The organism is Aeromonas sp. ASNIH2, from assembly GCF_002934795.1.
GTDB classification, from domain to species: domain Bacteria; phylum Pseudomonadota; class Gammaproteobacteria; order Enterobacterales; family Aeromonadaceae; genus Aeromonas; species Aeromonas caviae.
Window position 1 is genome coordinate 3897992 of record NZ_CP026406.1, and the last position, 19414, is coordinate 3917405.

At 64.9% G+C, this 19414-nt stretch carries 22 protein-coding genes and 1 pseudogene; 9 read left to right on the forward strand and 14 right to left on the reverse strand.

What is annotated here, in order from left to right; translation table 11 throughout:
- Positions 1-378: 378 nt before the first annotated feature.
- Positions 379-966, forward strand: coding sequence for a histidine phosphatase family protein (locus tag C3F36_RS18780; protein ID WP_104455673.1), 588 nt, complete (start codon positions 379-381; stop codon positions 964-966).
- A gap of 46 nt (positions 967-1012) precedes the next feature.
- Here C3F36_RS18780 and C3F36_RS18785 read toward each other — a convergent pair whose 3' ends face one another.
- Entirely contained in the window at positions 1013-1717 is a 705-nt protein-coding gene (locus tag C3F36_RS18785; protein WP_104455674.1) for an HNH endonuclease, read from the reverse strand.
- A 213-nt stretch (positions 1718-1930) separates the two neighbouring features.
- On the opposite strand from C3F36_RS18785, the gene C3F36_RS18790 reads away from it, so the two are divergent.
- The gene (locus tag C3F36_RS18790; protein ID WP_104455675.1) at positions 1931-2299 is read left to right on the forward strand and encodes a VOC family protein; all 369 of its coding nucleotides are present in this window, start codon (positions 1931-1933) and stop codon (positions 2297-2299) included.
- A gap of 24 nt (positions 2300-2323) precedes the next feature.
- On the opposite strand, the gene C3F36_RS18795 is transcribed toward C3F36_RS18790, so the two are convergent.
- Positions 2324-2527, reverse strand: coding sequence for a DUF3955 domain-containing protein (locus C3F36_RS18795; RefSeq protein ID WP_104455676.1), 204 nt, complete (start codon positions 2525-2527; stop codon positions 2324-2326).
- 184 nt (positions 2528-2711) lie between these two features.
- Positions 2712-4055 carry an NADP-specific glutamate dehydrogenase gene (gene gdhA, locus C3F36_RS18800; protein WP_103243404.1) on the reverse strand — a complete coding sequence of 448 codons (1344 nt, stop codon included), beginning with the start codon at positions 4053-4055 and terminating at the stop codon, positions 2712-2714.
- A 571-nt stretch (positions 4056-4626) separates the two neighbouring features.
- Between gdhA and rluF the strand changes: the two genes are divergently transcribed.
- The gene (rluF, locus tag C3F36_RS18805; protein WP_042865226.1) at positions 4627-5625 is read left to right on the forward strand and encodes a 23S rRNA pseudouridine(2604) synthase RluF; all 999 of its coding nucleotides are present in this window, start codon (positions 4627-4629) and stop codon (positions 5623-5625) included.
- Between the two features lie 86 nt (positions 5626-5711).
- Here rluF and C3F36_RS18810 read toward each other — a convergent pair whose 3' ends face one another.
- Positions 5712-6944, reverse strand: a complete 1233-nt coding sequence (locus C3F36_RS18810; protein WP_104455677.1) for an MFS transporter — start codon at positions 6942-6944, stop codon at positions 5712-5714.
- On the reverse strand, positions 6937-7446 hold the full coding sequence (locus C3F36_RS18815; RefSeq protein ID WP_104455678.1) for a nucleoside deaminase: 510 nt from the start codon (positions 7444-7446) through the stop codon (positions 6937-6939). Before C3F36_RS18815 ends, C3F36_RS18810 begins: the two co-directional genes overlap by 8 nt.
- Before the next feature lie 115 nt (positions 7447-7561).
- Here C3F36_RS18815 and C3F36_RS18820 point away from each other — a divergent pair, with 115 nt between their 5' ends.
- Positions 7562-8404, forward strand: coding sequence for a LysR family transcriptional regulator (locus C3F36_RS18820; RefSeq protein WP_029314296.1), 843 nt, complete (start codon positions 7562-7564; stop codon positions 8402-8404).
- Positions 8405-8420: 16 nt separating this feature from the next.
- Here the strand turns inward: C3F36_RS18820 and C3F36_RS18825 are convergent, their stop codons facing one another.
- The 3 genes from C3F36_RS18825 to C3F36_RS18835 form a co-directional block, all read right to left on the reverse strand.
- Positions 8421-8888 (reverse strand): GyrI-like domain-containing protein, encoded by a 468-nt coding sequence (locus C3F36_RS18825; RefSeq protein WP_049636793.1) that lies wholly within the window; start codon positions 8886-8888, stop codon positions 8421-8423.
- Between the two features lie 20 nt (positions 8889-8908).
- The gene (gene rsmS, locus C3F36_RS18830) at positions 8909-9064 is read right to left on the reverse strand and encodes a pleiotropic regulatory protein RsmS (RefSeq protein ID WP_010674200.1); all 156 of its coding nucleotides are present in this window, start codon (positions 9062-9064) and stop codon (positions 8909-8911) included.
- A gap of 84 nt (positions 9065-9148) precedes the next feature.
- Positions 9149-9616 (reverse strand): acyl-CoA thioesterase, encoded by a 468-nt coding sequence (locus tag C3F36_RS18835; protein ID WP_049636794.1) that lies wholly within the window; start codon positions 9614-9616, stop codon positions 9149-9151.
- Positions 9617-9789: 173 nt separating this feature from the next.
- On the opposite strand from C3F36_RS18835, the gene C3F36_RS18840 reads away from it, so the two are divergent.
- Positions 9790-10440: a tellurite resistance TerB family protein gene (locus C3F36_RS18840; RefSeq protein ID WP_042015902.1), complete on the forward strand. Its 651-nt coding sequence runs from the start codon at positions 9790-9792 to the stop codon at positions 10438-10440.
- Positions 10441-10599: 159 nt separating this feature from the next.
- Complete coding sequence (locus C3F36_RS18845) at positions 10600-11058, forward strand: GNAT family N-acetyltransferase (protein WP_010674203.1); 459 nt, start codon at positions 10600-10602, stop codon at positions 11056-11058.
- 51 nt (positions 11059-11109) lie between these two features.
- Here C3F36_RS18845 and C3F36_RS18850 read toward each other — a convergent pair whose 3' ends face one another.
- A complete protein-coding gene (locus tag C3F36_RS18850; protein ID WP_104455679.1) occupies positions 11110-12534 on the reverse strand; it encodes an aminotransferase-like domain-containing protein in 1425 nt (474 codons plus the stop codon).
- A 120-nt stretch (positions 12535-12654) separates the two neighbouring features.
- Between C3F36_RS18850 and C3F36_RS18855 the strand changes: the two are divergent.
- The 3 genes and pseudogenes from C3F36_RS18855 to C3F36_RS18865 all read left to right on the forward strand — a co-directional run bounded on the left by C3F36_RS18855 (position 12655) and on the right by C3F36_RS18865 (position 15495).
- Positions 12655-14226 (forward strand): annotated as a pseudogene (locus C3F36_RS18855) (cytochrome ubiquinol oxidase subunit I).
- Complete coding sequence (cydB, locus tag C3F36_RS18860) at positions 14226-15353, forward strand: cytochrome d ubiquinol oxidase subunit II (protein WP_104455680.1); 1128 nt, start codon at positions 14226-14228, stop codon at positions 15351-15353. The pseudogene C3F36_RS18855 and the gene cydB overlap by 1 nt, the downstream one beginning before the upstream one ends.
- Before the next feature lie 28 nt (positions 15354-15381).
- Positions 15382-15495, forward strand: a complete 114-nt coding sequence (locus tag C3F36_RS18865; RefSeq protein ID WP_010674207.1) for a CydX/CbdX family cytochrome bd oxidase small subunit — start codon at positions 15382-15384, stop codon at positions 15493-15495.
- Positions 15496-15556: 61 nt separating this feature from the next.
- Here the strand turns inward: C3F36_RS18865 and C3F36_RS18870 are convergent, their stop codons facing one another.
- The 5 genes from C3F36_RS18870 to C3F36_RS18890 all read right to left on the reverse strand — a co-directional run bounded on the left by C3F36_RS18870 (position 15557) and on the right by C3F36_RS18890 (position 19371).
- On the reverse strand, positions 15557-16726 hold the full coding sequence (locus tag C3F36_RS18870) for an MFS transporter (protein ID WP_042865230.1): 1170 nt from the start codon (positions 16724-16726) through the stop codon (positions 15557-15559).
- 551 nt (positions 16727-17277) lie between these two features.
- Positions 17278-18081: a 2,5-didehydrogluconate reductase DkgB gene (gene dkgB / locus C3F36_RS18875; protein ID WP_104455681.1), complete on the reverse strand. Its 804-nt coding sequence runs from the start codon at positions 18079-18081 to the stop codon at positions 17278-17280.
- 67 nt (positions 18082-18148) lie between these two features.
- On the reverse strand, positions 18149-18439 hold the full coding sequence (locus C3F36_RS18880) for a putative quinol monooxygenase (RefSeq protein WP_041212774.1): 291 nt from the start codon (positions 18437-18439) through the stop codon (positions 18149-18151).
- 153 nt (positions 18440-18592) lie between these two features.
- Positions 18593-18958: a VOC family protein gene (locus C3F36_RS18885; RefSeq protein ID WP_104455682.1), complete on the reverse strand. Its 366-nt coding sequence runs from the start codon at positions 18956-18958 to the stop codon at positions 18593-18595.
- 26 nt (positions 18959-18984) lie between these two features.
- Positions 18985-19371, reverse strand: a complete 387-nt coding sequence (locus C3F36_RS18890) for a DUF6404 family protein (RefSeq protein WP_010674227.1) — start codon at positions 19369-19371, stop codon at positions 18985-18987.
- Positions 19372-19414: the final 43 nt, after the last annotated feature.

Genomic DNA, 19414 nt, shown 5'->3' on the forward strand with positions numbered 1-19414 from the left:
GGCGTCCCTGTCGTGAGCCAGAGATACGTACCAAAATGGCCCCCGGATCAGAGCAAAAACTCTGTCTTTTCTGGCATTGGCCGCCATCCTGTGACCGATAAACCGGCACATCCCCATTTTATCCCGTCTGAACAACAAGATAGGGGAGCATGGGGCGCTTGCCACGGCGCTGGTGGGCCCGTGGCGAAGGCGTGTGGAATGCGCACAAGGCGCCTGTGCGATAAAGGCGCGCAGCCCCTGTCGTCCTTTCACGATAGCCGCAGGCCAGGCGCTCAAGGAGTCAGCACAAGCCTGCATCCTCCGGGTCTTGGTTGACCCGGTACATCTGTTATCATCTTCCCCCTGTTTTCTTATCTCGTTGACTCTGCTGGAGAAACCATGTCTCGAACCCTCTATTTGCTGCGCCATGGTCAGACCCGTTACAACGCCGAATTGCGGTTGCAGGGGCGTTGCAACTCCGAGCTGACCCCCAGGGGAGAAGCCCAGGCCCTCGCCATGGGGGCCCGTCTGGCCAAGCTCCTGACCGAGCCCACCGACTGGACGATCTACGCCAGCCCCCTCGGCCGGGCACGGCAGACGGCGGAGCGGGTGTGTCAGCAGCTTGGCTTGGACCAGGGGCGCATCATCTGGGACGAGCGGCTGGTGGAGCTGGGGATGGGGGAGTGGGAGAGTCGCCGGGTGCCCGAGCTGCTGGCGGCCCACCCCGAGCTGGATCTGGAGGAACCGGACTGGTATCTGCGGGCCCCCCATGGCGAGAGTTTTGAGAGCATTCAGCGCCGGGCCCGGCAATGGCTTGAGGACGAGCAGATTGCCGAGCAGGCCATCGTTGTTTCTCACGGTCTCTTTGGCGCCATGCTGCGCGGCGCCTATGTGGATCTGGACTACACCACCACCTGGCTGCAGGAGCTGCCGCAGGATGCCTTCTTCAAACTCAGTGGCGGTTGCATAGAACGGATTGCCTGCTGACCACACGAAGGCGGCCCGCCGTGGGGGCCGCTTTGAGTGCTGGGGATTATTCTCTCTTCAGCCTGGATAGCTTTCGATAGAGTGCATCGCGCTTCTCTACCTGATTGGCGCCATAGTGAAGCTCGCGATGGCAGTTAGGGCAGAGCGCCACCGTGTTGTTGATGGTATCCGAGCCTCCGTCAGCCAAAGTGCGCAGGTGATGCACCTCTAGAAAGGGTTCTCCGGTAGCCGTGATAAACGGGGCCTGTGCATCACAACACTCACACTGCGAGTCTGCGACGACGAGTACCCAGGCTTTGACGTGTGGGTCCCTCACATAACTTGTTGTGGTCAGGTAGCGCTGGGATGGCTCTTCTATACCGGGGGGATGAGGAGAGATGGGTTTCTCCTTGTATTGGATGACCTGATGTTCGAATTCTGCTTGTCCGCTAAACGGTTGTCCGTCTAACTCACAGATCAGGCGTTCAATAATAGACGCATTCTGTGCCCCTACATTCTTGGCCGGTTTTAGCCCAGAAACCCAAGCTCTGCCCATCAACACGCAGACGTAAGAGATATTTTGCATCCGATATTCAAACGACTTATCGGACCGTTGGAATCGAGCCGCTAACTCTGCGTAATAGTGCTTTTTGACAAAGGTAGTGCCTTCCAACTCCTTCTTGTACATCTCCAGATAGGCGGTCACCGTCGCCCTTAACTCTTCTTCTGTCCATGTGTTGCGCAAAGCCGACTCGTCCGAGTTGTATTTCATTGCAAGAAGGTTAACTCAATCGAAGCCGAAGTTCAGTAGAAAGGTTAATAAACTCTCATATTATCAATACATTGATGATGCCAAGCAGTAGTTGGGTCTTCTTGGTTTCTTTCAGTTGGGCCATCAGGACAAAAGGCTTTGCGGGCCAAGGCACAGTCTCTGCCAAGGGAACAGGGTATGATGGTGCGGCAATCACCATGACAGGGAGCAAGCATGATCAGCCATATCGACCATCTGGTATTGACGGTCAGCGACATTGAGCGGGCGGTGGCGTTTTACAGCGGCGCCTTCAAGATGGAGCCCATCACCTTCGGGGCGGGGCGCCGGGCGCTGCGCTTTGGCAACCAGAAGATCAATCTGCAACTGCTGGGGGAGGAGGCGCGCAACCGGGCGCAGGTGGGGTCGGGGGATCTCTGCCTCATCACCCGCTGGCCCCTGGATCAGGTGATGGCCCAGCTGGCGAGCCTGGGGGTCGAAATCGTGGAGGGGCCAGTGATGAAAAGCGGTGCCTGTGGTCCCATCGAATCGGTCTATTGCCTGGACCCGGATCAGAACCTCATCGAGATCAGCCGCTATTGCTGAGCTCTTGGCACCTTGCGATTTGTGTCATTGCTCCCTGGTGCGCCCCTTGCGCAGCAGAGGGATCACGGTGAGCACCATGCCGGTGAAGAGCAGCAGATAGCCCAGAGGCAGCAGGGCAAAGGGCTCGTGCAGGAAGCCCTGGGCATCGAGGGTGGAGCCCAGCAGGTTGAAGGCCAGGAAGCAGCCGAGCCCGGCCAGGATCAGCAGGGCGCCTATGGTCGTTGTCATCTCGTTCTCCTCGTTCGCGTATGGAAGAGGGGTGAGGGTGTCATGGCTGGGTGAAGCGAGCGTGAAGTGGTATCGGGCATGCAACCTGCGTCGCCCAGGTTAAAGCAACAGCTATGCAGATAACACAACAGGGCAGCCATGGGCTGCCCTGTTGATTTGGGGGATGTCACGGGAAATGGCGTGACTAGCAGACCCCTTGCGCCAGCATGGCGTCAGCCACCTTGACGAAGCCGGCAATATTGGCACCGCTTTCGTAGTTCACATGACCATCATCCTGACCGTAACGGACACAGGTGGCATGGATACTGGTCATGATCCCCTTGAGGCGGGCGTCCACCTCCTCCCGGGTCCAGGAGAGGCGCTGGGCATTCTGGCTCATCTCGAGGCCCGAGGTGGCAACCCCGCCGGCGTTGGCCGCCTTGCCCGGGGCGAACAGCACCTTTGCTTCGTGGAAGAGGCGGATAGCGGCAGCGCTGGAGGGCATGTTGGCTCCCTCGGCCACCAGCTGCACGCCGTTGGCAATAAGCTGCGCCGCATCTTCGGCATCCAGCTCGTTCTGGGTGGCGCAGGGGAGGGCGACGTCGGTCGCCAGGTGCCAGGGGGTACGGCCGCTGAAGAACTCGAGCCCGAGCTCATGGGCGTAATCGGCGACCCGCTTGCGCTGCTCGTTTTTAAGCGCCATCAGGCGGGCCAGCTTCTCGGGGGTGAAGCCGTCCGGATCATAGACGGTGCCGCCGGAGTCGGAGGCGGTGATGACGCGTGCGCCGAGGGCCATCGCCTTCTCGATGGCGTATTGGGCCACGTTGCCCGAGCCCGACACCGAGACCCGCAGGCCATCGAGGGACTGGCCGCGATGGGCCAGCATGGCGTCGACAAAGTAGAGCAGGCCGTAGCCGGTGGCTTCCGGACGAATGAGGCTGCCGCCAAAGGAGAGTCCCTTGCCGGTGAAGACGCACTCGGCGCTGTTGGTGAGCTTCTTCATCATGCCCGCCATGTAGCTCACCTCGCGCCCGCCCACCCCGATGTCGCCCGCCGGCACGTCGGTGTTGGCCCCCAGGTGGCGATAGAGCTCCAGCATCAGGGCCTGGCAGAAGCGCATCACTTCTCCTTCGCTCTTGCCCTTGGGATCGAAATCGCTGCCCCCTTTGCCGCCGCCCATGGGCAGGGTGGTGAGGGCGTTCTTGAAGGTCTGCTCGAAGGCGAGGAATTTCAGCACCGAGAGATCCACCGAGGGGTGGAAGCGCATGCCGCCCTTGAAGGGGCCGATGGCGGAGCTGTGCTGCACCCGGTAGCCGCGGTTCACCTGCACCTGGCCCTGGTCATCCACCCAGCTCACCCGAAACTGCACCAGGCGCTCGGGTTCCACCAGTCGCTCCAGCAGGCCGTGTTGCAGGTAACGGGGGTGGCGTTCCACATAGGGCCAGATGGAGGCGATCACCTCGCTCACGGCCTGGATAAACTCGGGCTGGTGAGGGTTGCGGCTGGCGACCTGGGCCAGGAAGGCCTCCTGGGAGAGGGAATGACTCATCTTTAACTCCTGTCGTGAATGATGAAAGTGGCGTCCTGCCAGAGAGGGGACCATGCCCGTCTTCAGGGTTCGCGGGGCTCAAGGGGCCCGTTGTTGCGCCCCGATGGGGGTGTCATTTCCCGTCGTCGGCGGGTCAGAGCAGATAATTCGCGATGACCAAAATCTTTTTATGCATTTTTTCTGGATAAATATCAAGCGTTAGATCATCTGGCTATCTGCCGAAGGCCGCACCCTATCTTCGGCGGCGGGGGCCCGGCCCATGAAGTGAGCACCATGAAGTGAAAAGAGGCGGGGAGTGCGCGGTGCAGCCCAATCAGGGCCGCGGCGTCACCGCACGCTGGATAATGGGGGGCCTGCTGCTGCATCAGGGGCTGCACCCCCTGTGAGCCAGCGGCCAGGGTGCGACGGGGCCGGGCGCGGGCCCGTGCAATGTGCTACTGTAGCGGCGTTTTTTGCCGAACATGCAGGGCGCAGGCCCTTATTTCATGGAGTTGTATGCAGACGAACCCGACCACAGCGCGGCTGATCCAGCCAGCCATTCTCAAGGCCCATCCGACCGGGGAGGTGACCCATGCTGGCCGATGAATCCATGCGCCTGAACAAATACATCAGCGAGAGCGGCATCTGCTCACGTCGTGAGGCCGATCGTTTCATCGAGCAGGGCAACGTCTTCATCAACGGCAAGCGGGCCGGAGTGGGGGATCAGGTGTTTGCCGGGGATCTGGTCAAGGTCAACGGCCAGGTGATCGAGCCGCGCGAGGCCGACAGCCTGGTCTTCATCGCCCTCAACAAGCCGGTGGGCATCGTCAGCACCACGGAGGCGGGGGAGAAGGACAACATCGTCGACTTCGTCAACCACAGCACCCGCATCTTCCCCATAGGGCGACTCGACAAGGACTCCCAGGGGCTCATCTTCCTCACCAACCACGGGGATCTGGTGAACAAGATCCTGCGGGCGGGCAACGATCACGAGAAAGAGTACCTGGTGACCGTGGACAAGCCGGTGACCGACGAGTTCGTCCGGGGCATGGCGGCCGGGGTGCCCATCCTCGGCACCGTCACCAAGAAGTGCAAGGTGAAGCGAGAGGCGCCCTTCGTGTTTCGCATCACCCTGGTGCAGGGGCTCAACCGCCAGATCCGCCGTATGTGCGAGCACTTCGGCTTCGAGGTGACCAAGCTCGAGCGCATCCGCATCATGAACGTCAGCCTCAAGGGGCTGCCGGTAGGGGAGTGGCGCGATCTCACCGACGACGAGCTGATCGAGCTGTTCAAGCTGATTGAGGACTCCTCCTCCGAGGCCAAACCGGCCAAGGGGGCTCAGGTTGCCAAGCCCAAGGCGGCTGCGGCCGGCACCCCGGCCCAGGGCAAGAAGCCGCGGCGCAGCGACGATCACGAGATTGGCGGGCGGCCCAATGTGCCGGGCCCCGAGGCCTTCGAGAAGAAGAGCCCCGCAGGCAAGGGCGGGGCGGGCAAAGGGGCTGCAGGTAAAAGCGCGCCCGGCAAGGGGGGCAAACCCGCCCCGGGCAAACCGCGGCCAGGGCAGGGCGGGCGCCAGAAGAAGGGGCGCTGAGCGCCAGGCCTTCCCGCACCCTGATGAACAACACCGGCCAAGGCCGGTGTTGTGCTTTCTGGCCCCCAAGGCCGGTGCTCGCCGGATCAGGCAGGCTTGTGGCCTGCCGTCTGCACAGCCATGGCCTGCTCCGGGGGCAGGCCCATGGCCCCTGGGTAGTGGCGCGGGTTGAGACGCACCACCAGCAGGCTCATCAGGACCAGGGCGCCGAGCTGCCACTGCCAGGCGGCGGCGAAGTCACCGCTTGCATGGTGCAGGCGGGCCGCCACCCAGGGGCCGGTAGCCGCCACCATGAAGCCGACCCCCTGCATCAGGGCGCAGAGGGCGCCCGCCCGGCGTGGGTCGGGCAGGTGATCCAGCGCAATCACCATGATGAGGGAGAAGCTCCCCCCAAGCCCGGCGCCGCACAGCAAACACCAGAGCAGGGGGGCGGTCTGGGGAGCGAGCCAGAGGCCGCCAAAGCCTGCCATCTGCATGGCGATGGCCAGCGCCATCCAGGGGCGGCGGTCCAGCCGACCGGCTGCCAGCAGGGGCAGGCCAAGGCCGCTCGCGGTCTGGGCCAGTGCGAGCCAGGCCACCAGCTCGCCCCCTTGCTGGGCGCTCCAGCCCGCCGCCATGTAGGCCGGGGCCAGCCAGGCTACGACGATGCCGTAGCCGCTGTTGATGATGCCAAAACAGGCGATGAGCAGCCAGGTGCGGGGCAGGGGGAGCAGCCGCTGCTCCCCGGTGGGGGCGGGCGTGCAGGCCGGGGCGGGCAGGGGCACCCGCCAGGCCAACCAGCCGAGGGCCAGCAGCACCGGCAGGCCCCAGAGCGCCAGCGCCCGAGACCAGTCCAGATACTCGGCAAGGCGCGGGGTGAGCACGGCCCCGAGCGCCCCGCCCCCCATCATGCAGGCGGAGAAGATCCCCATCACCAGGGGCACCTTTTGGGCGAACCCCTCCTTGATGAGGCCGGGCAGTACCCCCTGCACCAGGGCCGAGCCCAGCCCGCACAGGGCGGCGCTGGCGATGAGCAGGGCGCCGCTCGCCAGGTCGACGCGCAGGGCGCTGCCAAGGGCGAGCAGCAGCAGGGCCGTCCCGAGCAGGGGGCGCGGGCCCGTGCGACCCAGGAGCGCCGGGGTGAGCAGCACGCCGACCCCGATAAGCCAGAGGGGCAGCAGGGTGACCCAGGCCAGGGCATCCACCCCCAGGGCCAGCCTCGCGTCGATGCGAGGGGCCAGGGGGCCGATGGCGGTGAGGAAGGGGCGCAGGTTGAGGGCGATGAGGATCACCAGCACCAGCAAGGCGCCGCTGCCCGGGGGGAGGCGGCGCTTATGCATGGGGCAGGGGACCGTAGAGGGTGTCGGCCGCGATGGGGCTCGCCAGCTTGATGAGGGGCAGGGGCGGCGGGCACAGGGGCAGTCGCAGGGCCGCGTAGGCCGCGCGGCTGTCATAGCCGAAGGGGGCGGCATCGTCGTTGTCAAAGGCGTAGTAGACCGCCTGGATGCCGTTCATCACCAGGGCCGACAGGCACATGGGGCAGGGGTGCCCGCTGGCATAGACGATGGCCCCGGCCAGCGGCCCCTGGCGACTCCCTTCCCGCAGCGCTTCCAGCTCCGCGTGACGGGTAGGGTCCCCCGCCTCCAGCATGCGGTTGACGGCGCTCGCCACCAGCCGGTTCTCCCTCACCAGCAGGGCGGCGAAGGGGCGCCCCCCTTGCTGGCGATGGGTCAGGGCCAGGTGCAGGGCCTGCTCCAGCCACTCCTGATGGCTGGGGGCCGAGGCGGCGGTAAGGGAGTTGAGGAGGCGGGCACCGGACTGGGAAGGGGGTGGCATGGTCATATCCTGGCAAAAAGGGGGAGGACAGCAGCCTAGAGGGTCGCCGCATCATTTGGAAATTAAATGATAAAATGACTTCCAGTGGTTTTATAAATGGAGATTGCCCATGGAGCGCCCCCTGCTGGACCCCCAATTGCTGCAGAGCTTCGTCGCCATCGTCGAAACCGGCAGCTTTACCCGCGCCGCCGAGCGTATCCACCTCACCCAGTCCACCCTGAGCCAGCAGATGCGCCGCCTGGAGCAGCAGCTGGGCTGCACCCTGCTCGATCGATCCGGCCGCCAGGTGGTGACCACGGCCCAGGGGGAGACCCTGCTCGGGCTGGCGCGCCGCATCCTGGGGTTGCTGGCCCGGGCGGGGGAGCGGGTGAGCGAGGCGAGCCACCCCCTGCGCCTCGGGGTGCCGGAGGATTTTGCCGCGGGGGCCATGACCCCGGTGCTGGCCGCCTTCGCCCGCGCGCACCCGCAGGTGCGGCTGGAGGTGCAAAGCGATCTCAGCCATGCCCTGTGGCAGGCCTTCGAAGGGGGAGAGCTGGATCTGGCCCTCATCAAGCAGGGGCGCGGCCAGGGGGAGCCCATCGCCCGCTGGCGCGAGCCCCTGGCCTGGGTTGACAGCCGGGAGTGGCCCGCCGCCGGGCGCGACCCCCTGCCTCTGGTGGTGTTTCCAAGCGAGGGGCTCTACCGGCGCCAGATGACCGACGCCCTGGATGCCGAGGGGATCCCCTGGCGCATCGCCTACGTGAGCGGCAGTCTCGCCAGCCTGCAAGGGGCGGTGAGCGCGGGGATCGGGGTCAGCCTGCTGCCGGCGCGCCTGTTGCAACCGGATCAGGTGGTGCTGGCCCATTGGCCTGCAGTGCGCTCGGTGGAGCTGGCTCTGCACCAGGGGCCGGGCACGAGCGAGCCCCTCGCCCGGCTGGGGGAGGCGCTGATCGCGCTCTGTGACGAGGTGATGGGGCCGAGGTAGCCCGGGCGGCCAGGGGTCAGGCCAGGGCCTGTTTTGGTACCACGGCGAGCCAGATTTCCACTTCGCCGCTGCCGGTGGCGGCGTCAAAGCGGGCGCCGTAGCGCTCGAAATCCGGCTGCTGGGCAGATTGATAGTCCGATTGCGCGAGCCATGCCAGGGCCTGGCGCCAGGTGTGCGGCAGGGTCGTGACATGCCCCTGATGCAAGAAGATGGCGTAGGTCTGGGGGGCGATGCGCATGCGGCCAAGCCCGGGAGGCAGCACCTCCAGGGCGGCGACCTCCACCCCGCAGAGGTATTCGCAGTGGGTGTCGGTGGCGGCGCAGATGGCGCCATAGGCGTGCTCCCCGAGCTGCCCCGGCAGGGGAAGCAGGGCGCTGAGGTCGCGCCACTGGCCGGCGAAGTCCCCCTGCTCGAAGGGGTGGTGACGGCGCAACCCCCCGAGGAGCATGGCGCGGCCTTGTTCGATGCGAATGGGTGCTGACATGGTGCCTCCTGCGGGGGCGCTCAGGCCTCCCGACCTTCCTCGAGCTTGCGCTCATAATCCCGGCGAACGATGGCGAGTGCCGCCAGGGCCAGCGCGGGGGCGATGTGGTTGGTTTCCAGCAGTTCGATCAGATCCACCGCGAGCTGGACCTCGGGGGGGGCATTTTCCAGGGACATCTTGGGTTCTCAAGGGCAAGGGTGGTCGCCATTATAGCGCCCGGCGGCGCGAAGACACGCCCCGGCTGCCCGGGGCGGGACGGGTCACATGTGCTGGCGCATCTCCTTGTCCAGCTCCTCGCGCAGGGCCATCAGCTTTTTGGCGTACTGCTGCAACTGCAGATCGTTCTCGCTCACCGGCTGCCACTGGGGCACCGGGGTGGGTTTGCCCTGCTCGTCCATGGCCACGAAGATGATGATGCAGTGGGTGGTCTTGCGCCGCTCCGGGTCGGTGGGATGGCGGCTGTAGACATCCACCGCCAGGTGCATGCTGGTGGTACCGGTGTGGATCACCTTGGCGTGTACCTCCACCAGTTGGCCTATCTGGATGGGGCGCAAGAAGCGGATGCCCCCCACATAGACGGTGACGGCATAGCCGCCACACCAGCCGGCGGCGCAGGCGTAGCCGGCCTGGTCAATCCACTTCATCACCATGCCGCCATGGACTTTGCCGCCAAAGTTGACGTCGGCGGGTTCGGCGAGAAATTGCAGGGTCAGTTCACGGGCGCTCATGGTACTTCCTTATGTCGAGGCAAGGGGGGACTCCTTGGCTGTCCCCCGGGGACAATAGCAGTGGGCGGGGCTGGCACTGATCCAACCAGCGCCTCTTCTTGTCTGCGCCGTCATTCACCTTGAGTTCAGCGCAGGCGGCCCAGCATGACTCATCACGCGAGGGAGGAGGCCCCATGAAACAGATGCTGGAGCAATTGATGGGAGCTGGCAAGGGCTGGCTCAACGACGGTGGTGACACGCGCAAGGCCCAGATGAAGGGCATGGCGCAGGGGGGATTGGCCGCCGGGGCCATGGCGCTGCTGCTTGGCAACAAGAAGATGCGCAAATATGGCACCAAGGTGGCGGCGGTGGGGGGCGCGGCGGCTCTCGGGGGGCTGGCCTACAAACTCTATCAGGACTGGCAGACCCAGCAGTCCACCCCGGCCCAGCCGACCCAGCCCCTGGACACCCTGGAGGGCAAGGCCCTGGATGCCCGCGCCAATCTGCTGGTGCGCGCCATGGTGGCGGCGGCCCGGGCCGACGGCCACATCGATGCCGCCGAGCGCCAGAAGATCCAGGAGTACCTGACCGAACAGGGGGAGCGGGATGCGGCCCGCTGGATTGACGCCGAGCTCTCCCGCCCCCTCGACCCCCATGTCCTGGCGCGAGAAGTGACGGACATGGAGCTGGCGACCGAGGTCTACCTCGCCTCCCTGCTCACCATCGAGGTGGATCACTTCATGGAGCGCGGCTATCTGGACGAGCTGGCGCGGGCCTTGAAGCTGGATGACAACCTCAAGGGGAGCATAGAGCGCCAGGTGGCCCAGCTGGGGGCGCCGGGCTGAGCCCGCATTGCCATCAGGATTGTCCACAAGGCCCCGTCATGGGGCCTTGTCGTTGCCGGGGGCTGTTGATTGCCGTGACGAGCCGATAAGATGCGGGTTCCAAAGGGTGACCGCCGAGCCTCTTTCCTCGCTGGCGACCCTCACTGCAAGGAGCATCAGGTGGACATTCGCAAGGCAACTGAACAGGATATCGACGCCATTCTGGCCCTGAACCGGCAGATAGGTCAGCTCCACTTCGAGCAGGTGCCCGAGGTGTTCTGCCCCCCGTCCCCGGAGGACCGGGCCTTCTTGCTCGGCGCCATAGCCGACGAGGCGCGTCTTTTCTGCGTGGCGGTGGTGGCGGGGGAGGTGGCGGGTTTTCTCACCGCCCGCATCGACCTCAACGAGAGCGTCCCCTTTCTCAGCAAGCTGCCCGTCTGCCGCATCACGACCGTGGTGGTGGATGAGGGGCTGCGCTCCCGGGGCATCGGCCGGGCGCTGATCGCCCACGGGGACCAGTGGGGCAAGGCGCGGGGCGCAAGCCAGTTGCGCCTGGAGGTGATGGCTTTCAACGAGCGGGCCAGGGCCCTCTACGAGCGATTGGGCTTCAAGGCCCAGTCACAGACCATGGCCAGATAAGGCGCACTCGCTTGCAAAAGGGCCCGTTACGGGCCCTTGTCGTGTGAGGCGTCAGGGGGGGCTCTGCCAGGTTTCCCGTTGCCGGGCGATGAGGTCTGCAAGCCGGTTGAGCGCCGCGTCCAGTTGCGGGCTCCAGGGATGGGAGCTGTTGAGGCGCAGGCAGTGGTTGTGCTGGCCCTGGCTGGAGAAGAGGGCCCCGGGGGCGATGGAGACCCCCTGCGCGATGGCGCTGGCATAGAGCGCCCGGCCATCGAGGCGGGCGTCAAATTCGAGCCAGAGAAAGTAGCCCCCGTCCGGGGAGGAGATGCGCGCCTCGGGGAAGAGGCGCATCAGGGCTGCCCGCATCTGCTGCTGGCGCTGGGCCAGGGTGTGGCGCAAACGGCGAAAGTGGGCGTCCACCCCGCCCTGGCGCAGCATGTCGGCCAGCGCCAGCTGACTGGGCACATTGGTCGACAGGGTCGACATCAGTTGCAGCCGCTGGATGCGCTCTGCGTGGCGTTTCGCCACCACCCAGCCGACCCGAAAGCCCGGTGCCAGACACTTGGTCCAGGAGCCGCACAGCAGGCTCTCTCCCCGCGCATCCCAATGGGTGATGGGCCTTGGCCGCTCACGCCCGACATAGAGCTCCGCATAGACGTCATCCTCCACCAGGGGAACCTGATGGCGGTTTAGCAGCCCCATCAGCGCCTGCTTGTGCTCATCCGGCATGGTGTGGCCGAGGGGGTGCTGCACATTGCCCATCAGCCAGCACGCCTTGACGGGGCGCTGGGCGAGGGCCTCCTCCAGCAGGGCGAGATCGATGCCCACCCCGGGGATCACCGGGATCTCCACCACCTTGAGCTTGAGCCGCTCGATGGCCTGCAGGGCGCCGTAGAAGGTGGGGGACTCCACCACCACCCAGTCGCCGGGCTCGGTCAGCACCTGAAGACTGAGGGAGAGCGCCTCCATGGCCCCCGTGGTGATGATGATCTGCTGGGGATCCACCGCCATCCCCTCGCCGGCGTAGCGCCGGGCGATGGCGCGGCGCAGTGCCTCGTTGCCGGGGGGCAGATCTGCCACCGTGCTGAAGGGATCGAGGCGGCGCATGCAACTGCCGAGGGCCCGACCGAGCTGGGGGTGGGGGAAGAGGGTCGGGTCCGCCACCGCCATGCCAAGGGGCACCAGCTCCCGTGACTTGCTCGCCTGCAGCACCTCGAACACCAGATCGTTGATGTCCACCGAGCCGCTGTAGCGGGCCTGCTGGGGCTGACTCTCCCGCCGGGCCGTGCTCGCGGCCTTGACGTAGTAGCCGGACTGGGGCCGCGCCAGAATGAGGCCCCGGCTTTCGAGCAACTGATAGGCCTGGAGCACCGTCATGGGGCTGAGGCCATGGGTCTTGCAGCTCTGGCGGATGGAGGGGATGCGCTCCCCCGGCTGCCAGAGCCCGCTCGTGATCTGCTGTTGCAGCTGGTCTGCCAACTGGCCGTAGCGGGACATGGTGGGCCCAAACTGTTATAGGTGTTTTTCACTATAACTGCATCTGTTATAGGTGTCATGGACCATGGTGTACTTGGCGGGCGAAAACCTGTCCGTTAAATGCAACATAGAGAGTCATGCATGATAAGCCTGGATGATGTGGTCAGCCTCTCCCGAATACAGTTCGGGGCGACGGCGATGTTCCACTTTCTGTTTGTGCCCCTCACCCTGGGGCTGTCCTGGATCCTGGTGATCGCCGAGTCGGCCTACGTGATGACCGGCAAGGTGATCTACAAGGACATCACCCGTTTCTGGGGCAAGCTGTTTGGCATCAACTTCGTGATGGGGGTGACCACCGGGATCACCCTGGAGTTCCAGTTCGGGACCAACTGGGCCTATTACTCCCACTATGTCGGCGATATCTTCGGCACGCCGCTGGCGGTGGAGGGGCTGATGGCCTTCTTCCTCGAGTCCACATTGGTGGGCCTTTTCTTCTTCGGCTGGGACAAGCTCTCCCGCGGTCAGCACCTGCTGGTGACCATGCTGGTGGCGCTCGGCTCCAACCTCTCCGCCCTCTGGATCCTCATCGCCAACGGCTGGATGCAAAACCCGGTCGGCGCCGAGTTCAACCCCATGACCATGCGCATGGAGCTGGTGGACGTGGCCGCGGTCATCTTCAACCCGGTGGCCCAGGTCAAGTTCGTCCACACGGTGGCGGCAGGCTATGTGGCGGCCTCTCTGTTCGTGATGGGGGTGAGCAGCTGGTATCTGCTGCGCGGCATGGAGGTGCGCTTCGCCCTGCGATCCTTTGCCATCGCCTCGGGCTTTGGCCTCGCGGCCATCCTCTCGGTCATCGTGCTCGGGGACGAGTCGGGCTATCGCTCGGGGGAGGTGCAGAAGGTCAAGCTCGCCGCCATCGAGGCGGAGTGGGAGACGGATCCCGCCCCGGCTTCTTTCACCCTGTTCGGCCTGCCGGATTAGCGTGCCGAGACCACCCACGCGGCCATCAAGATCCCCTATCTGATGGGCATCATCGCCACCCGCTCCCTGGATGAGCAGGTAACGGGCCTCAAAGATCTGAAAGCGCAGCACGAGGCGCGCATTCGCAGCGGCATGTTGGCCCACGAGGCGCTCGAAGCGATGCGGGCAGATGGCAGCAACCAGGCGGCCCGCGCCACCTTCGAGCGCCACCGCAGCGATCTGGGCTATGGCCTCTTGCTCACCCCCTATGCCAAGGAGATTGGCAAGGCGGACGAGGGGGCCATCGCCAAGGCGGTGGAGGACTCCATCCCCCAGGTGGCGCCGCTGTTCTGGCGCTTTCGCCTGATGGTGGGCATCGGCGTGGCGCTGCTGGCGCTCTTTGCCGCCGCCTTCCTGCAGCTGTGCCGGGGCAGGCTGGTGCAATCCCCGCGGCTGCTCAGGGCCCTGCTCTGGTCTATTCCGCTGCCCTGGATTGCCATCGAGGCGGGCTGGTTCGTGGCCGAGTTCGGTCGCCAGCCCTGGACCATCAGCGACGTGCTGCCGGTGTCGGCCTCCGTCTCCCTGCTGCAACCGGGGCAGCTCTGGTTCAGCCTCATCGCCATCTTCCTCATCTACAGCAGCCTGCTGGTGGTGGAGTTGTTCTTGTTGCGTCATGTGATCCGCAAAGGGCCTGCCAGCCTGCAGACGGGTCGTTATCAAGGTGAAGTGTTGCAAAACGGGAGTCCTGCCTGATGGATTACGAAACCCTGAAAGTGATCTGGTGGGGGCTGGTGCTCTTCCTGCTGGTCGGCTTCGTGGTGATGGATGGCTTCGATCTCGGGGTCGGCATGCTGCTGCCCGTGGTCGGCAAGACGGATGACGAGCGGCGGGTGCTGCTCAACAGCGTGGGGCCGGTGTGGGAGGGCAACCAGGTGTGGCTCATCGCCGGTGCCGGCACCCTGTTTGCCGCCTGGCCCCTGGTCTATGCCGCCGCCTTCTCGGCACTTTACGTGCCCTTCATGTTCCTGCTGTTCGGTCTCTTTTTGCGCCCGGTGGGCTTTGACTATCGCAGCAAGCTGCCGGACCCGGTCTGGCGCCGCTGGTGGGATCGCGCCCTGGTGGTGGGCGGTCTGCTGCCGACCCTGGTGTTTGGTGCCACCCTTGGCCTGGTGTTGCAAGGGCTGCCGTTTCGCTTCGATGCGGCCCTTCGTATCCACTATGGCGCCTTTGCGTTCCACTGGCCGCTGCTGTTGACCGCCATGGGAACGGCGCTGGCGCTGCTCTTGCTGCACGGTGCCAGCTTCCTGCAGTGCAAGACCCTGGGGGCCATAGCGGCGCGCAGCGCCCGCCTCGCCCTCTGGCTCGGCCCCCTGGCGAGCGCCCTCTTTGCCCTTGGCGGCGTCTGGCTTGGAGAGATGGCGGGGTATCGCATCACGGCCATCGGCGATCTCAACGGCGCCCTCACTCCGCTGATGAAAGAGGTGGTGGCGGTGCCGGCGGGCTGGCTTGGCAACTTTGTCGCCCATCCGGTGCTCTGGGCCGTGCCTGTGCTCGGGCTCCTGCTGCCCCTGGTGTGCGCGCTGGCAAGCCGCCTCGGCAAGTCCGGGCTGGCGCTCGTGGCCAGCGGCGGTGCCTGCGCCGCCATGATGCTGACCGTGGCCATCGCGCTCTTCCCCTTCGTGCTGCCCTCGTCCCTGGATCCGGCCAGCAGCCTGACCCTGTGGGACAGCACCTCCAGCGAGCGCACCCTGCTTATCATGCTGGGGATCGTCGGGGTACTGATGCCGGTCAACATCGGCTACACCCTCTGGGTCTATCGGGTGGTGCGCGGCAGGGTCAGCGCCGAACAGGTGCGCCAGCACGGCCACAGCCTCTACTAATCCGCTTCAACACAAGGATCAACGCGATATGTGGTATTTCACCTGGTTGCTGGGGCTGGGGTTCGCCTTGCTCTGCGGGCTGGTCAACCTGCTCTGGCTGGAGGCGCGCTGGGCTGCCGATGAGGATCTCAAGGAGCCCTGAGCCTCGCATCTTGCCCATGAAAAAGGCCGACACAGGGTGTCGGCCTTTTGCTTGCCCGGGGTCAGGCAAGGGCGGCGCGGCGCTCGCCCGCTTCGCTGACATGGGTGAGGCCGTAGGCCAGCAGGACGATGAGGGCGCCAATCCAGGGGGTGTGCATCAGGCCGAGGTGCTCCACCACGAAACCGCCGACCACGGAGCCCAGCGCAATGCCGACGTTGAAGGCGGCGATGTTGAGGCCGGAGGCCACATCCACGGCATTGGGGGTGTGGCGCTCGGCCTGTTTCACCACCAGTACCTGCAGACCCGGCACGTTGCCAAAGGCGAAGGCGCCCCACACCAGCACGGTCAGTACCGCCAGCACCGGGTGCGGTGCGGTGAAGGTGAGCACCAGCAGCACCACGGCGAGCCCGGCGAACAGCAGCTTCAGCGCGGGCAATGGGCCCATCCGGTCAGCGAGCTTGCCGCCCCAGATATTGCCGACGGCGACCGATACCCCGTACACCAGCAGAATGAGGCTGACCGCGCCGGCGCTAAAGCCGCTCACCTGTTGCAGGATGGGGGCGAGGAAGGTAAACGCCGTGAAGGCACCGCCGTAACCGAGCGCCGTCTTGGCGTAGACCAGCAACAAGGGCTTCCTGGTGAGCACCGAGAGCTGCTCGCGAACGCTGGAGGCGGCCCCCTTCGGCAGGTTCCCCGGTACCAGCAGCATGCTGCCCACCATGGCGACGAGGCCGAGCAGGCTCACCACCAGGAAGGTCTCGCGCCAGCCGAAGACCTGACCAATCCAGGTGCCAAGCGGGACGCCGGTCACCAGGGCGACCGTGAGGCCGCTGAACATGATGGCGATGGCGCTGGCCGCCTTCTCTTTGGCCACGAGACCCGTGGCGATGGTGCTGCCTACCGAGAAGAAGACCCCGTGGGCCAGCCCGGTGAGGATGCGGGCCACAATCAGGCTCTCGTACCCGGGGGCCTGCCAGGCCAGCAGGTTGCCGACGGTGAAGAGGGCCATCAGCCCCACCAGCAGCCACTTGCGCGGCAGCTTGCCGGTAAGCGCCGTGAGCACGGGGGCGCCGATGGCCACCCCAAGGGCATAGAGGCTGACCAGGAGGCCTGCCGAGGGGAGCGAGACATTGAGCTGCTCGGCGATGGTGGGGATGAGCCCCACGATCACGAATTCGGTGGTGCCTATGGCAAAGGCACTTAAAGTGAGGGCAAATAACGCCAGTGGCATAACAACTCCTTGGATTGGGACTCCCGACGGGAGAATGGCGCCAGTATGCCGAGGGTGTTTGTTGGTAAAAATGACGGCAACGTCAAATTACTTTTGCCAAATCAGCAGCAATGGGGCCGTGAAATGGGGTTCCGGGAGTGGGCGAGGCCGCGAGACACACACGGCCATGCAGCACAAGTGAATGCAGAGGCAAAGCCTGTAGAGGCAAGGCGTATAGAGGCAAGGCGTATAGAGGAAGCTGGGGACAAAAAGGCAGGGGCACAAAGAGGAAAGGGCAAGGGAAGGTGGCAGTCGCGCCCGGTATTGAGACAAAAAAACGGGAGGCACAGTGCCTCCCGCTCAGGTTCTCGTCGATGGTGTCGGGTTTTCTTTGCTCCCTTCTCCCCTTGCGGGAGAAGGGCTGGGGATGAGGGGGCTATCTGGTTGAAGGCCTGATGACCTGAATAGAAGAGCCTGCCCTCACCCTCTCCCATAGGGAGAGGGGATAGCCCGTGGTTGCAGTCTGTTCGTGAGGGTCGCCGCTATCCACCGCCAAATCGAGAGGCCATGGTTTAATCCCAATTCGGCGCAAAGTCCGGGTTGGCGCAGCGCTCACCCCGATCCAGGGTGGCGATGGCGGCCATCTCATCGCGACTGAGTTGCACCTTCAGCGCAGCCAGGTTGGCGGCCAGATTCTCCCGTTTGGTAGAGCTCGGGATCACCGTCATGCACTGGGCCAGCAGCCAGGCCAGGGACACCTGGGCTGCCGAGACGCCGTGGCGCTTGCCGATCTCCATCAGCAGCGGCTCGGTGAGCACCTTGCCATAGGCGAGTGGCATATAGGCGGTGATGGCGATGCCGTGGGCCTGGCAGAACTCCACCACCTTGCGGTTTTGCAGCAGGGGGTGGATCTCCACCTGCTGGTGGGCGATGGCGCCCGGCCCCAAAATCTTGATGGCTTCTTTAAGCTGGGCCACGGTGAAGTTGGAGACCCCGATCTCCCGGGTCAGGCCCCGGGCTTTGGCCTCGGCGAGCTGCTCCAGATAGACCGCCATCGGCACCTCATCCTGGGGGGAGGGCCAGTGAATGAGCGCCAGATCCAGATAGTCGGTGCCGAGTTTTTCCAGGCTCACTTCCAGGCTCGGGATCACCTTGCCCGGACCGAACTCGCTGGTCCACACCTTGGTGGTCAGGTAAATATCCTGGCGGGGCACGCCACTCTCGCTCATCAACTGGCCGACTTCGGCCTCGTTGTCATAGATCTGGGCGGTGTCGATATGGCGGTAGCCAAGTTCCAGCCCCTGGAGCAGGGAGTCGCGAAGTGGCTGATCTTTCAGGCGGAAGGTTCCAAGACCCAGGTTGGGCATCTTCATCATCAAATTCCTCAGGTTAGTGTTTCTACGCTCAAATGATGGGCTTTGCCTGCGCCGAGGGCGGAGGCAGTCAGGCGCGCCGGTAGCGGCTCACGACCCGGTTGGCAAACCAGGGGGAGGCGAGGCTGGCAAAGGCGATGTAGTGGGGCTGCTGCTGGTGGGCGAGCAGGGCGGCTTCACTCTCCCACTCCTCGTACAGCATCCAGCTATGGGGGCTCTCCAGGCTCTGGTGCAACTGGTAGCGAAGGCACCCCGGCTCTTGCAGGGTAGCGGCGATCAGCGGCTCGAGGGCAGCGCGAAACTGGGCGGCGAATTCGGGTTTGGCGTCAAGCTGGGCAATCACGATCAGGGGGGATGGCATCTGAACCTCCTCGTTAAGACGGGGGTCAGTATGCCCGCCCCAGACTGGGGGATACAGGGCAGCAGTCGCAAAACACTATTGAGGTGAGTGCAGCAATGTGGCCTCCCCATGGCTGGTCGTGGTGCAGGTGGGCCAGGGGAGGGCGGAGTATTATCAGGCGCTGGCCGGTTCGGACCAGACCGCAAATTCATTGCCGCTGGGCTCGACAAAGTGAAAGCGGCGGCCACCGGGAAAATCGAACAGGGGGCGCACTATGGTGCCCCCTGCGCCGACTACCTTGCTCTGGGTCGCCTCGATATCGGCGCTGTAGAACACCAGGAGCGCCCCGCCCTGAGCACTCTGGCTGCACAGTTCGGTGCGGTAGAAGCCGCCATCCAGCCCTTCCCCTTCGAAGGCGCAATAATCGGGGCCGTAGTCGGCAAACTGCCAGCCAAAGGCGGCGCTGAAGAAGGCCTTGGTGGCGGCGAGATCCCTGGCCGCAAACTCCACATAGTTCAGTTTTTCATGGGCCCTGGTCATAAGGCGCTCCTTGTCGATATCGGTGGTTATTTCGGTTGCCAGCGCTTTTGCGTGGGGCTTGTGGAGTGGGGCAAGGCGTCCCAGGGGGTCAGCTTGAGCTGCTTGCGCCTAAACCAGAACCAGGTCCCCATCAGCAGACCGAGCCCGATGCCAAACAGCAGGCTCTGGCGCAGGGCAAACCCCGGGCTCACCTCATCCTGCCAGCCGAGGCACCACATCAACACCCCCCAGATAGCGCCGATGGGGAGTCCCAGGGCAAGAACGTTGATCAGAAAGCGTTCGTAGTGGGGCGGCCTGATGGTGAACCCCGCCTTTCGCAGCAGCCAGATGATCGGCGGGTTGTAGTTGAGCGTTTGCACGCCCTTCTCGGCCAGCTCCCGATGGGCGGCGGCCAGCCTGTTGTCGAATGTCATGGATCGTCCCTGTCATAGTGTGGCGCCATACGGTGCCGGTTGG